The following is a 12,602-nucleotide window of genomic DNA, read 5'->3' as shown; positions in this document are numbered from 1 at the left end:
AACACTCCCTTAGCGACCCCGAATGATCAATGTTGCAGGATCTTGGAGAGGAAGTCCTTGGCGCGCGGAGAGCGTGCTTCGGGGGTGCCGAAGAACTCTTCCTTTTTGCAATCTTCAATGATTTTTCCCGCGTCCATGAAAATCACCCGGTCACTGACCTTCCTGGCGAAGCCCATTTCGTGGGTCACGCACATCATGGTCATGCCCTCGTTTGCGAGCTTGATCATGACGTCTAGAACCTCGCCGACCATTTCCGGGTCCAGTGCCGAGGTGGGTTCGTCAAACAGCATCACGATCGGGTCCATCGATAAGGCACGAGCAATTGCCACGCGCTGCTGCTGGCCACCTGAAAGCTGCCCTGGAAACTTGTCCTTGTGGGCGCTCAGGCCAACCCGATCGAGCATCTTCAGACCCCGTTTGAGCGCCTCGTCCTGGCCACGGCCCAGCACCTTCATCTGGGCGAGCGTCAGGTTTTGCGTCACGGACAGGTGCGGAAACAACTCGAAGTGTTGAAACACCATGCCGACCCGGCTGCGTAGCTTGGGCAGGTTGGTTTTCGGGTCCGAGAGGCTGATACCGTCGACGACAATTTCGCCTTTCTGGAAGGGCTCCAGTGCATTTACCGTTTTGATCAGCGTTGATTTGCCAGAGCCGGAAGGGCCGCACACCACGACGACTTCACTCTTTTGTATGGCGGTCGAGCAGTCGCTCAGTACCTGAAAGTTACCGTACCACTTGGAAACATTTTTTATGTTGATCACGGTGGTTGTCCTGATGTGGTTGCAGATGGCGCAAGAGGGACGAGGACCTGATCGCAAATGGCTAGCCAGGGCGTATCAGATCCTTCCTACTGTAGAAAGTATACGATTATTGATTCGCCAACGACAACCGCAAAGCGGTGAATCAGGCTCGTATTTCAGATGAATGGGGAGAGGGGCTGGACTGCAGTTCGAGGGGACCAGGCTGAGGATGCCGTCCTTGTCCGTTTTCGTATAATCGTATACGGTTGTACATGATGATGTAGTTGTTCCTCGTATCTGCCAAACCCAGACACGCCTTTAAATCTCCCCTGGCCACTTAGTGTCATATGTCTAACCAATCACCACTGAAATACATTGCAGGACTGATCCCGCTGGCACGTGTGTCGGCACCGCAATTTGTTGCGGCCGTTATCAGGGAAGCCATCGTCACCGGCGCGCTCTCCGGTAGCGAACCTTTGCGTCAGGACCTGATCGCTACCGAACTCAACACCAGCAAGGTGCCGGTTCGCGAAGCGCTGCGCGAGCTTGAAGGTCAGGGGCTGGTCCAGTTCATGCCAAACCGCGGCTTCATGGTGACGCAGCCGTCCCTGAATGAAATGAATGAGTGCTTTGAGTTAAGAGCGGTTTTAGAGCCGCTGGCCGTCCGCCATTCGGTACCGCTCTCGACACCGGAGCAACTCGATGCTGTCGAACGCATCATCGATGAGTTCGAGAAAGTTCAGGATCCTCTCCTGAGCAGTCAATGGAACCTTTCGCTGCATACGGCGCTTTATGCACCTGCGCAAATGAAACACCTGGAAAATATGATCACCCGTGCGCACACCATTGCGCAGCGCTATACGCACATCTATATGCAGTTGCGATCCGCAGGGATTGATAGCCAGGACGAGCACCGTGCGATCCTCGCGGCGTACCGGGCAAAAGACGTGGAGGCGGCCGTTGCGTTGATGACAACGCATCTCAAGCAAGCATCGGATGAGGCGGCTGAGTACCTGAAGGACCACTTTGAGGTGTAGGAGCAGCCGGTCGACACTCGATAGCTTCGGGCGGCGTTCCGACGATGGACTCGAGGACGGCGCGTTTATTCAGAAAACACGCGTTATCGTTAACGTCCATCGCGAGCAGGCTCGCTCCCACAGGGGCGCAGTGTTTAGCCTGCGCACCTTCTTTTTTTCTCCTTATTTAGACTTCAATACTTTCGGATTGGAGTTGCCCCAGATCGTGTAGAGATCCGCCAACAATGCGCCGTTGATGGTTTCAAGCTCCGTCTGGGTAATCTCGTCATCACCTTGCTTGCCGTACAAAACGACCTCATCTCCCGCCTGCACGCCTTTGATGCCACTGACGTCCACCATCAACGTGTTCATGGTGACCTTGCCGATCACCGGCGCGCGTTGGCCGTGAATCAGCACTGAGGCTTTGTTGGAGAACGCTCTTCGATAACCGTCGGAGTAGCCAGCCGGGATGTTGGCGATCAACGAGTCTTTGCTCAGGGTAAAGGTGCGGTCGTAGCTGATCGTACTGCCCGCCGGGTAGGCATTGACCGCCGCGACCCGCGACTTGAACTGCATCACCCGTTGAAATTCGTTATGCCCACCCACTGGATAGCCATAGAGCGCAGCCCCCGGGCGAACCATGTCCAGCCAGCCTTCCGGCACCTCAAGGGTGGTGAAAGTGTTGGCACAGTGCAGGGTGATCCGGCTGCGGTCCAGTTTGGCGTGTTCGATCAGCCAACCGGACTGCTCCTTGAACTTGGCCAGACCCTGAAGGACATCCTCGCGTTCCTCGACCGGGAAGTGGGTCATGATTCCGACGATGTTCAGGTGATCCAGCCGGGTCAGGTCCACCGCCTGTCGTTGCCCCTCAGTCGTACTCATTTCCAGACCATTGCGGCTCATGCCCGCCGAATTCAGCGCCAGGTGAACAGGCAGCTTCACGCCCTGGCGGGTGGCCAGCTCATTGAGCTGACGTGCAACCTCCAGGTTGCCGACCAGTTCTTCGATGTTGTAGCGCAGTGCATTCTCGACTTCTTCAACGGTTGCGCTGCGCAAACGCATCAGGCGTCCCTTGAAGCCTTTTTCCCGTGCGACACGCGCCTCCTCGTTGCTCGCCACGCCGATACAGGTGATGCCCATCCGAATGGCGGAAGGGATCAATAATCCAATGCCATTCCCATAAGCGTCGGCTTTCATCACTGCACACATCTGGCTTTTACCCGCCAGCCGTTGCTGAAGTTTGGTGATGTTTGCTTCGAAGGCGGCCTGATCAATCTCCAGCCAGGTATTGGCCTGGCCTGATTGATTGTCGGCGCGGGGATGTTCAGGTGTGGGATCGAGTAAAGGGGCGGCATTGGCCACCGGCATCATTGCCGTCAAGGCCAGGGCGAGCGTCAGCGTGCTGAGCATGAAACGTGGCATATCGAGTCTTCCATAGTGGATGAGGAAAGGCCCAATGCTGGCGTGGATTTGGCATCAGCCAGATCCATTGGGCATGGGGCGAACAGCCATGGAATTCTTATGCAAAGGCCTCGTTTGTTTATGTGGAACCAGGCGGCTCGCGCAGCGGATGACGCTGTAAAAAAGGCTCAAACGACCGAGGGATTGTTCAGGGTTGCGCCTGGCAGCCGAAGGGGCCGCCAGGTGAATGCTTTGAAGTGTCGAGTGATATCAAGCCCGAAGCCTTACATCGTCAGTTGCTGAAGGCTGCAGCAGCGAGAACAGGTTCTTGGGATCCTGCAGCTCTGGTACCAGCTGAATGTCGCTGCCAATGTTGAGCGTTCGTGCAACATCCAGCACATAGCGCAAGGCGGAGTAGTCCTCGATGGCGAAGCCGACCGAGTCGAACAAGGTGACTTCCTCGGCATGCTGGCGACCTTGAGTCTGACCATTGATGACTTTCCAGAACTCGATAACCGGTGAGTCGGCGGGCATTTGTTGAATTTCGCCTTCAATGCGGCTTTGCGGCTCGTACTCAACCATGACCCGCGCACGCTCGACGATGTCCCGGTGCAGTTCGGTCTTGCCGGGACAGTCGCCGCCCACGGCGTTGAGGTGCATCCCGGGCTCGATCATCTCAGGCGTCAAAATCGTTGCGTAGGCTTTGTCGGCCGTGACCGTGGTCACGATATCGGCGCCACGTACCGCTTCTGCGACGGTTTTGGCAACGCTCACCTGTATGGCGGGGTAGGCCCGCAGGTTGGCTACCAGCTTCGCTGTCGCGGCAGGATCGATGTCGTAGAGACTGATTTCAGTAATGCCGAGCAGTGTATGAAATGCCAGGGCCTGGAATTCGCTCTGTGAGCCGTTGCCAATGAGTGCCATTCGGCGACTGTCCGGTCGGGCGAGGTAGCGGGCCGCGAGTGCGGAAGTGGCAGCGGTGCGAATGGCGGTCGTCAGCGTCATTTCACTCAGCAAAACAGGCTTGCCGGTATCGACGTCTCCCAGCGCACCAAAGGCCATGACCGTCAGCATGCCATTGTGGGTGTTCTTCGGATGTCCGTTGACATACTTGAAAGCGTAGAGCGCTGCATCAGACACGGGCATCAGCTCGATGACGCCCTCGGGTGAGTGGTTCGCCAGGCGCGCGCACTTTTCGAAATCCGGCCAGCGTACGTAGTCTTGACGGATGTACTCGGCCATTTCGATCAGGCAACGAGGCAAGCCTTTTTCCTGGACGAGACGGCTCAGATCATTGACGTCAATGTAACGGGTCATATTGGGTTCCTTTGGGCGTTTTTTGGTGTGCCGGTCTGGACAACCTTTCGCTCTGGCGGCTGAGACTCAGGAGGCGGTCCATGTGTTTGCAACGGACCTATTGTCGAGGCAATGGCGAGAAGATTTCGGCCAATACCGACCCCGGACACAGCGAGAGAAGTCGAAAAACAGGCAGCGCACAGCGGAATCGGCCGGGTGACACTGACCAGTCGCACCTCGCTCGCACGGCTCAAGCGCGATGTGCTTCACGACGCATCGTCATGCAGGTGAAGTAGAAGGCCTCAAAGACCATCACGCTTCCTGTGCCGCTCCCTTTAAGTGGAGAAACAGTGACTTACGGCAGGCGACAGAATCGGCTGCGCAAGCCTTTCATTCAGCACAGGCACGCTGTTTGAACGTGGGGTTACGACACCAGCACCCTCCCGGCAATTGGCATTCTGACGGTCCGTTTCAAGCGCTTGTTGATCGCTGCTTGAGATGGAGTGCAACTCCGACGACTGGCTGCTTCCGGTCGAAAACAACAACAAAAACGGCTGCGGTGAATGCCGCATCGACTCTCTGCCCCTGTCAAAAAGTGTGGTCCGACGCAGGCGCCGGATCGCGATAAATCCAAATAATCCGGGACTCAAGAAAATGAACATCAAATGGCTGACTTTGCCGGCACTCGCGTTGCTGTGCTGCACCACGGGCGCCAGTGCCAAGGAATGGAAGGAGCTGCGATTTGGCGTCAACCCAAGCTACCCACCTTTTGAATCCACCACGGCCGATGGTGGGGTCCAGGGCTTCGGCGTGGATCTGGGCAATGCAATATGTGCCGAGTTGAAGCTGACCTGTGTGTGGGTCAGCAATGATTTCGACGGGCTGATTCCGGGGCTCAAGGCCGGCAAGTTCGATGCCATCGAATCTTCGATGACCGTTACCGACGCGCGCAAAAAACAGATCGACTTTACCGATCGCCTGTACGCCGGACCGACCGCCATCGTTACCCGCAAAGACTCCGGACTGCTGCCTACCGCCGAATCGCTGCGCGGCAAAACCATCGGTTACATGCAGGGCACGATTCAGGAAACCTACGCCAAGGCCAAACTGGCGCCGGGCGGGGTGAAACTGCGGGCCTATCAGAATCAGGATCAGGTGTATGCCGACCTGGTATTTGGCCGTCTCGATGCGTCGATCCAGGACAAGCTGCAAGCGCAGATGAGTTTCCTGACCTCGCCACAAGGGGCGGACTTCCACAACAGTGAAGGCATCAGCGACCCGTTGGTGCCGGCAGAAATCGCCATTGGTGTGCGCAAGGACAACGAAGAGCTCAAAGGCATGCTCAACGCCGCCATCAAGGCCCTGCACGACAAGGGCATCTACGCGCAGATCCAGCAGAAACACTTCGGTGATCTGGACCTCTACAACAACTGATCCTCGTGCCCCGGTCGCTGTGTCGCAGCGACCGGGGCGCATCAAGACAGGTGACTGGCGTGAATTCCTTCCTGAATGTTCTGGGGGTCGACCTTTCGGCCCTGCAAGGCTATGGCCCATTGTTGCTGCACGGCACCTGGGTCACCCTCAAACTGTCGGCGCTCGCACTTTTGGTGAGCATGGCGCTGGGGCTGCTCGGCGCGGCGGCCAAGCTGTCGCCGCTGAAGCTGTTGAATCTGCCGGCGACCTTTTACACGACGCTGATCCGTGGCGTGCCCGACCTGGTGTTGATGCTGCTGATTTTCTACAGCCTGCAAGGCTGGCTCAGCGCCCTGACCGAGTCCATGGGCTGGCCCTACATGGAAATCGACCCCTTTGTGGCCGGGATCATCACCCTTGGCTTTATCTACGGGGCGTATTTCACCGAGACCTTTCGCGGGGCGATTCTGAGTGTGCCACGCGGGCAACAGGAAGCCGCGGCGTGCTTTGGCCTGAACCGTTGGCAGCGCTTTCGTTTCGTGGTGTTCCCGCAAATGATGCGTTTCGCCTTGCCGAGCCTGGGCAACAACTGGCTGGTGCTGCTCAAGGCCACGGCGCTGGTATCGATCATCGGTTTGTCGGACCTGGTCAAGGTCGCGCAGGAGGCCGGCAAAAGCACGTTCAATATGCTTGATTTCCTGTTGCTGGCCGCAGCGCTTTACCTGCTGATCACCAGCGCTTCGAACTATGTCTTGCGCGTGCTGGAACGGCGCTACAACCAGGGTGTACGGGGGATGGCGCGATGATCGAGTTGATTGCCGAATACTGGAAACCCTTTCTGTTCAGCGACGGCGAGACCCTCACCGGGTTGGCCATGACCCTGTGGTTGCTGGTGGCGAGTATTGCCATGGGCTTTTTCCTGTCGTTGCCCCTGGCGATCTTGCGCGTCTCGCGCTGGGGCGTTTTGCGTTGGCCGGTTCAGCTGTTTACCTACATCTTTCGTGGCACGCCGTTGTATATCCAGTTGCTGATTTGCTACAGCGGGATCTACGGCATTGCTGTGGTCCGTTCGCAACCATTGCTCGAAGCGTTTTTCCGCGACGCCATGAATTGCACCTTGCTGGCGTTCACCCTCAACACCTGCGCCTACACCGTGGAAATCTTCGCCGGAGCGATCCGCAGCATTCCCTACGGTGAAATCGAAGCGGCCCATGCCTATGGCCTCAGTGGCTGGCGCCTGTATCTGCAACTGATCCTGCCTTCGGCGCTGCGCCGCGCGCTGCCGTACTACAGCAACGAAGTGATCCTGATGTTGCACGCGACTTCGGTGGCATTTACCGCAACGATTCCGGACATCCTGAAAATCGCCCGGGACGCGAATGCGGCGACCTTCATGACGTTTCAGGCCTTCGGCATTGCCGGTTTGCTGTACCTCGTGCTGTCGTTCGGGCTGGTTGGCGCGTTCCGCCTGGCAGAGAAACGCTGGCTGAGCTTTCTCGGCCCGGCCCACTGACTTCCATTCTTTATCCAGAGCGGCGCCGATAAGCGAGCCGCTCCAGGAGTATTTGCATGTACAAACTCACGGTTGAAAATCTGTATAAACGTTTTGGTGACAATGAAGTGCTCAAAGGCGTCTCGTTGAACGCACGGGCAGGGGATGTGGTGAGCATGATCGGCGCCAGCGGCTCGGGTAAAAGCACCATGCTGCGCTGCATCAACTTTCTGGAACGGGCGGACGAAGGCGCCATTGCTCTGGATGGCGAGCGAGTCCTCACCCGTCAAGGCGTCGGTGGCATGCGCGTTGCCAATCCCAAGCAGTTGCAGCGCTTGCGCACGCGACTGGCGATGGTGTTCCAGCACTTCAACCTGTGGAGCCACCTGACAGTACTGGAGAACATTGTGCTGGCGCCGTGTCGAGTCCTGGGCATGAGTCGCAAGGCCGCCGAGGAGAGCGCGCGGGCGTATCTGGACAAGGTCGGCTTGCCGCAACGGGTGGCCGATCAATACCCGGCGTTCCTGTCGGGCGGGCAGCAACAACGGGTGGCGATTGCCCGGGCCCTGGCGGTGGAACCCGAAATCCTGTTGTTCGACGAGCCAACTTCGGCGCTCGACCCGGAACTGGTGGGTGAAGTGCTGAAGGTGATTCAGGCACTGGCCGAAGAAGGCCGGACCATGTTGATGGTGACCCACGAAATGGGGTTTGCCCGGCAGGTCTCAAGCCAGGTGTTGTTCTTGCATCAAGGCCGTGTCGAGGAGCAGGGTGATGCTACGATACTCGACCGGCCAAACAGTGAACGTTTGCAGCAATTTCTATCGGGTCGTTTGAAGTGAGGCAAGGCGTACATGGCGGATATCCGCGATCTGTCGATCGTGCTTGATCGTATCGATCAGGCAATCATTGAAGTGTTGCGCCACGAAGGGCGCATCACCTATCAAAAGCTTTCCGAGCGCGTACACCTGACCCCCAGGCCTTGCCTGGAACGGGTGCGCAAGCTGGAACAGCTTGGGGTCATTCGCGGCTATGGTGCGATTCTCGATGAGAAGAAATTGACGCCGGGCTTGTCCTTGCTGGTGCTGGTGGCGTTGTCGAACCAGAGCGGACGCGCGGCGCAAAAGGCCTTCGAAGCCAAGGTCCGCGCCTGCCCGCAGGTGCTGGAATGTCGCCTGATCAGCGGCGCGTTCGACTACAGCCTGCGCATGCGCTGCCGTGACATGGAGCATTACCGGGTGTTGACCGAAGTCTGGTTTGACGACCCGGATTTGCACATCGACAAACTGGTCAGCCACCCGGAGCTGGCGATGGTCAAGACCACCATGGAATAAGACAAGAATCGCTGCCCAAAGCAGCGATTTTTTTTTGTTTTTCAGCCCCGCCGAATCGGCTGGGCAACCAGCAATCTTCAGCCGTTTTCATCAGCGCAAAAGCCGTTATCAACCGGGTTTTTTCCACCTCGAAACAGACAATGAGCCTCTCTCGACCCTCATTGAGTCTGTGCCCATGCAAACCACCAACACGGTATTAATGATTCGCCCGACACGTTTCTCCTTCAATCAGGACACGGCGGCGAACAACCGTTTCCAGCGTCCGGCAACCGTTGCCGAAGACGTACAACTCAAGGCCCTGGCCGAGTTCGATGGCTATGTTGACGCGTTGCGTCGGCACGACGTTGAAGTCCTGGTGCATAACGATCGCGAAGCGCCGCATACCCCGGACTCGATCTTCCCCAACAACTGGTGGAGCAGCCACCCGGATGGCACCTTGGTCCTGTATCCGATGCAGGGCCACAACCGGCGTCTGGAGCGGGACAAAGGTGTACTTGACGGGTTGCTGGGCGCATACCGGGTCGAGCAGTTGCTGGACCTGTCCAGCCTCGAAGAGCAGGAGGTTTTCCTGGAGGGCACCGGCAGCATGGTCCTGGATCGGCAACAGCGGATCTGCTACGCAGGGTACTCGACCCGCACCCACGCCCGGGCCCTGGATCAGCTGGTCACCCATCTGGGCTATGAACTGTGTGCATTCAACGCGGTGGACCGCCAGGGCGTGGCGATTTATCACACCAACGTCATGATGAGTGTCGGCACCCGCCTGGCGGTGGCCTGCCTGGCGTCTGTGGCCCATCCGGGCGAAAGTACGGCGCTGCGTAACCGACTCGAAACCAGCGGTAAACAGGTCATCGCCTTGAACTGGGCGCAGCTGGAATCCTTTGCCGGCAACATGCTGGAAGTGCACAACGCAGCGGGCGAACCGCTGCTGGTGATGTCGCGTACAGCCTGGCAATCGCTGGACGCCAATCAGCGTCGCTTGATCGAAGCTCACACCACGCCGTTGCCGGTGAACATCGACACCATCGAGCGCATCGGTGGCGGCAGCGCGCGCTGCATGCTGGCCGAGGTGTTCCTGCCCAAGCATTCGTCCACCCAGGAACAAGTGCGATGATCGTCCGCCCTGCAACGCCTGACGATCTGCCGGCTCTGCTGGCCTTGGCCCATAGTGCCGGCACCGGATTGACCACCTTGCCAGCTGATGCGTCGCGACTGCGCCAGCGCCTGGAATGGGCGGCCAAAACCTTCGCCGGCGAAGCCGAGCGCGCCGATGCCGATTACCTGTTTGTGCTGGAGAACGAACACAAAAAAGTGCTGGGTATCTGTGCCCTGGCGGGTGCTGTCGGCCTGCGGGAGCCCTGGTACAACTACCGCTTGGGCCTGTTCGTCGCGGCGTCGAAAAACCTGGGTATCAATCAACAGCTGCCAACGTTGTTTCTAGGCAACGACATGACCGGCCATTCCGAGCTGTGTTCACTGTTCTTACACGCCGATCACCGCAGTGGTCTGAATGGTCGTTTGTTGTCGAAGGCGCGCTTCCTGTTTCTGGCGGAGTTTCGCGATCGCTTCGGTGACAAGGTCATTGCGGAAATGCGCGGTTACTCGGATGAAGAGGGCGTTTCACCGTTCTGGGAAGGCCTGGGACGGCACTTCTTCAAGATGGATTTTGCCGATGCCGACTACCTCACAGGGCTGGGCAACAAGACCTTCATCGCGGAGCTGATGCCCAAGTTTCCGCTGCCAACCTGCCTGTTGCCGGAGACGGCACGAACGGTCATCGGAAGGGTTCACCCAAACACCGAACCGGCGTTGGGTATGCTCAAGGCAGAAGGCTTCGAGCATCGTGACTACATCGACATCTTCGACGGTGGTCCGCTGATCGAATGCGCCACCGGGGATATTCGTGCGGTGCGCGATAGCCAGGTACTGCAACTGAGCATTGGCACACCGGGGGAGCAAGCGGCGACTTACCTGATTCATAACCGTCAGTTTGCCGATTGCCGGATCACTGCGGCAGCGGCGCGAGTTGCAGCCGGTACGCTGATTGTCGACGCTCAAGTCGCCAAGGCGTTGGGCTTGAGTGCGGGGGCTTCGGTGCGGGCGGTGAGTCTGGCAGTGCCTGCCTTGCAACAATCAGTGGCTTAGGTAACTAACTCTCGCGCTTGTTCCGGCGGACATGACAGCATCTATTTCGCGGGCACCCATGGATTGTTTCGCATCTGCGATCGACTGCGCCTGTGAAACGAGGAGCCGCTGGCGGGCTCCTCGTTGATGAACCCGCGAGTGTTACTGAGCTTCGCGAGTAGCCTGGCCATTGACCAGGCGAGAGATGCCCAGGGGGTTGGCAGCTTTCAAGGCGTCGGGCAGCAGGTAGTCGGGGTAGTTCTGGAAGCACACCGGGCGCAGGAAACGATCGATCGCCAGGGTGCCCACCGACGTTCCGCGCGCATCCGAAGTTGCCGGGTACGGCCCGCCATGCACCATCGAATCACAGACTTCCACACCGGTCGGATAACCGTTGAGCAGGATCCGTCCGACTTTCTGTTCCAGCAGCGCCGTCAGCTCGACGAACCGTTCAAAGTCCGCCGGTTCGCCGATGATGGTCGCCGTCAACTGCCCGTGCAGCGCGTTCAACGCGGCACTGAGTTGTGCCTGGTCCGCGACTTCGACGAACACGGTGGTCGGGCCGAAGACTTCTTCCTGCAAGACTTCATCGCCGTCGAGCAACAGGCTGACATCGGCCTTGAACAGTTGCGGCTGGGCCTGATTGCCCTGCTGCGGACTGCCGGCGAGGTGCTCGATGCCCGGATGAGCGAGCAGTTTTTGCAGACCTTTGCCATAGCTGCTTAGCGTGCCGGCATTGAGCATGGTTTGCGCCGACTGATCACCCATCAGCCCGGCGACCTGCTGCACGAACGCGCTGAACTGCGGCGAGCGAATACCGATCACCAAGCCTGGGTTGGTGCAGAACTGACCGCAGCCTTGTACCACTGAAGCGGTCAGGTCACGGGCGACGCTTTCGGCGCGCATTGCCAGGGCCTGGGGCAACAGGATCACCGGGTTGATGCTCGACATTTCGGCGAACACCGGAATTGGCTGAGGACGGGCAGCGGCCATGTCACACAGCGCGCGACCACCCTTGAGTGAGCCGGTGAAACCCACTGCCTGAATGGCCGGATGCTTGACCAGCGCTTCTCCGACACCGCCGCCGTAGATCATGTTGAATACCCCGGCCGGCATCGCGGTTTTTTCCGCAGCGCGGATGATCGCGTCGGCAACCAGTTCGGCCGTGGCCATGTGACCACTGTGGGCCTTGAACACCACCGGGCAGCCGGCGGCCAGCGCCGAGGCGGTGTCGCCGCCGGCGGTGGAAAACGCCAGGGGAAAGTTGCTCGCACCAAACACCGCGACCGGCCCGAGGCCGATGCGGTACTGACGCAGGTCGGGACGCGGCAAGGGCTTGCGTTCGGGCAAGGCCAGATCGATCCGCGCACCGTAGAAATCACCACGCCGCAGCACCTTGGCGAACAGGCGCATCTGACCGCTGGTGCGACTGCACTCGCCTTGAATCCGTGCGGCTGGCAGCGCGGTTTCGCGGCAGACCAAGGCGACGAATTCATCGCCCAGGGCGTCGAGTTCGTCGGCAATCCCGTCGAGAAATTGCGCACGGCGCTCGGCGCTCAGGCTGCGATAGGCCGGGTAAGCGGCGGCGGCAGCCTTGGCCGCAGCATCGACTTCTTCCGGAGTGGCCTGGTAAAAATCGTGAGGCAGCGCTTCGCCCGTGCTGGCATCAACACTGTTAACGATGATATTGCCGGCAGCACTGCGCTGACCGGCGATGTAGTTGTGGCCGATGATCGTGGGCATTTCTGGCTCCAGAAAGAATGTTCGAATCCCCCTTGCGGGGATTTCA

The 12,602-nt window shown here is 58.8% G+C and carries 12 protein-coding genes; 8 read left to right on the top strand and 4 right to left on the bottom strand.

The window, feature by feature from the left end; all coding sequences use genetic code 11:
• Nucleotides 1-26 precede the first annotated feature (26 nt).
• The gene (locus KGA85_RS12160; protein ID WP_007991043.1) at nt 27-761 is read right to left on the bottom strand and encodes an amino acid ABC transporter ATP-binding protein; all 735 of its coding nucleotides are present in this window, start codon (nt 759-761) and stop codon (nt 27-29) included.
• A 326-nt stretch (nt 762-1,087) separates the two neighbouring features.
• Between KGA85_RS12160 and KGA85_RS12155 the strand changes: the two genes are divergently transcribed.
• Nucleotides 1,088-1,777: a GntR family transcriptional regulator gene (locus tag KGA85_RS12155; protein ID WP_223458381.1), complete on the top strand. Its 690-nt coding sequence runs from the start codon at nt 1,088-1,090 to the stop codon at nt 1,775-1,777.
• A gap of 162 nt (nt 1,778-1,939) precedes the next feature.
• Here the strand turns inward: KGA85_RS12155 and alr are convergent, their stop codons facing one another.
• Nucleotides 1,940-3,178 (bottom strand): alanine racemase, encoded by a 1,239-nt coding sequence (alr, locus tag KGA85_RS12150; protein ID WP_223543139.1) that lies wholly within the window; start codon nt 3,176-3,178, stop codon nt 1,940-1,942.
• Nucleotides 3,179-3,427: 249 nt separating this feature from the next.
• The gene (locus KGA85_RS12145) at nt 3,428-4,474 is read right to left on the bottom strand and encodes an ornithine cyclodeaminase (protein WP_223458377.1); all 1,047 of its coding nucleotides are present in this window, start codon (nt 4,472-4,474) and stop codon (nt 3,428-3,430) included.
• A gap of 633 nt (nt 4,475-5,107) precedes the next feature.
• Between KGA85_RS12145 and KGA85_RS12140 the strand changes: the two genes are divergently transcribed.
• The 7 genes from KGA85_RS12140 (at nt 5,108) to astA (ending at nt 10,834) form a co-directional block, all read left to right on the top strand.
• A complete protein-coding gene (locus KGA85_RS12140) occupies nt 5,108-5,887 on the top strand; it encodes a transporter substrate-binding domain-containing protein (protein ID WP_150755301.1) in 780 nt (259 codons plus the stop codon).
• Between the two features lie 59 nt (nt 5,888-5,946).
• Nucleotides 5,947-6,672, top strand: coding sequence for an ABC transporter permease (locus KGA85_RS12135; protein ID WP_223458373.1), 726 nt, complete (start codon nt 5,947-5,949; stop codon nt 6,670-6,672).
• Nucleotides 6,669-7,379: an ABC transporter permease gene (locus KGA85_RS12130; RefSeq protein ID WP_102700408.1), complete on the top strand. Its 711-nt coding sequence runs from the start codon at nt 6,669-6,671 to the stop codon at nt 7,377-7,379. The genes KGA85_RS12135 and KGA85_RS12130 overlap by 4 nt, the downstream gene beginning before the upstream one ends.
• 56 nt (nt 7,380-7,435) lie before the next feature.
• Complete coding sequence (locus KGA85_RS12125; RefSeq protein WP_007986657.1) at nt 7,436-8,197, top strand: ABC transporter ATP-binding protein; 762 nt, start codon at nt 7,436-7,438, stop codon at nt 8,195-8,197.
• 12 nt (nt 8,198-8,209) lie between these two features.
• On the top strand, nt 8,210-8,689 hold the full coding sequence (locus KGA85_RS12120; protein WP_007974731.1) for an Lrp/AsnC family transcriptional regulator: 480 nt from the start codon (nt 8,210-8,212) through the stop codon (nt 8,687-8,689).
• A gap of 175 nt (nt 8,690-8,864) precedes the next feature.
• Entirely contained in the window at nt 8,865-9,803 is a 939-nt protein-coding gene (ctlX, locus tag KGA85_RS12115) for a citrulline utilization hydrolase CtlX (RefSeq protein ID WP_223458371.1), read from the top strand.
• Nucleotides 9,800-10,834: an arginine N-succinyltransferase gene (gene astA / locus KGA85_RS12110; protein ID WP_223543138.1), complete on the top strand. Its 1,035-nt coding sequence runs from the start codon at nt 9,800-9,802 to the stop codon at nt 10,832-10,834. Before ctlX ends, astA begins: the two co-directional genes overlap by 4 nt.
• A gap of 141 nt (nt 10,835-10,975) precedes the next feature.
• Here astA and KGA85_RS12105 read toward each other — a convergent pair whose 3' ends face one another.
• On the bottom strand, nt 10,976-12,556 hold the full coding sequence (locus tag KGA85_RS12105; RefSeq protein ID WP_223543137.1) for an aldehyde dehydrogenase (NADP(+)): 1,581 nt from the start codon (nt 12,554-12,556) through the stop codon (nt 10,976-10,978).
• Nucleotides 12,557-12,602 lie beyond the last annotated feature (46 nt).

It is taken from the genome of Pseudomonas sp. GL-B-12, from assembly GCF_019955895.1.
Taxonomy (GTDB): Bacteria; Pseudomonadota; Gammaproteobacteria; order Pseudomonadales; family Pseudomonadaceae; genus Aquipseudomonas.
This window is presented reverse-complemented; position numbering and strand designations above follow the sequence as displayed.

Bases quoted from the DNA above. Each gene is read 5' to 3' on its own strand.
- KGA85_RS12145 (WP_223458377.1), bottom strand. From the start codon at position 4,474: ATGACCCGTTACATTGACGTCAATGATCTGAGCCGTCTCGTCCAGGAA.
- astA (WP_223543138.1), top strand. From the start codon at position 9,800: ATGATCGTCCGCCCTGCAACGCCTGACGATCTGCCGGCTCTGCTGGCC.
- KGA85_RS12105 (WP_223543137.1), bottom strand. From the start codon at position 12,556: ATGCCCACGATCATCGGCCACAACTACATCGCCGGTCAGCGCAGTGCT.
- KGA85_RS12125 (WP_007986657.1), top strand. From the start codon at position 7,436: ATGTACAAACTCACGGTTGAAAATCTGTATAAACGTTTTGGTGACAAT.
- KGA85_RS12120 (WP_007974731.1), top strand. From the start codon at position 8,210: ATGGCGGATATCCGCGATCTGTCGATCGTGCTTGATCGTATCGATCAG.
- ctlX (WP_223458371.1), top strand. From the start codon at position 8,865: ATGCAAACCACCAACACGGTATTAATGATTCGCCCGACACGTTTCTCC.
- KGA85_RS12130 (WP_102700408.1), top strand. From the start codon at position 6,669: ATGATCGAGTTGATTGCCGAATACTGGAAACCCTTTCTGTTCAGCGAC.
- alr (WP_223543139.1), bottom strand. From the start codon at position 3,178: ATGCCACGTTTCATGCTCAGCACGCTGACGCTCGCCCTGGCCTTGACG.
- KGA85_RS12155 (WP_223458381.1), top strand. From the start codon at position 1,088: ATGTCTAACCAATCACCACTGAAATACATTGCAGGACTGATCCCGCTG.
- KGA85_RS12140 (WP_150755301.1), top strand. From the start codon at position 5,108: ATGAACATCAAATGGCTGACTTTGCCGGCACTCGCGTTGCTGTGCTGC.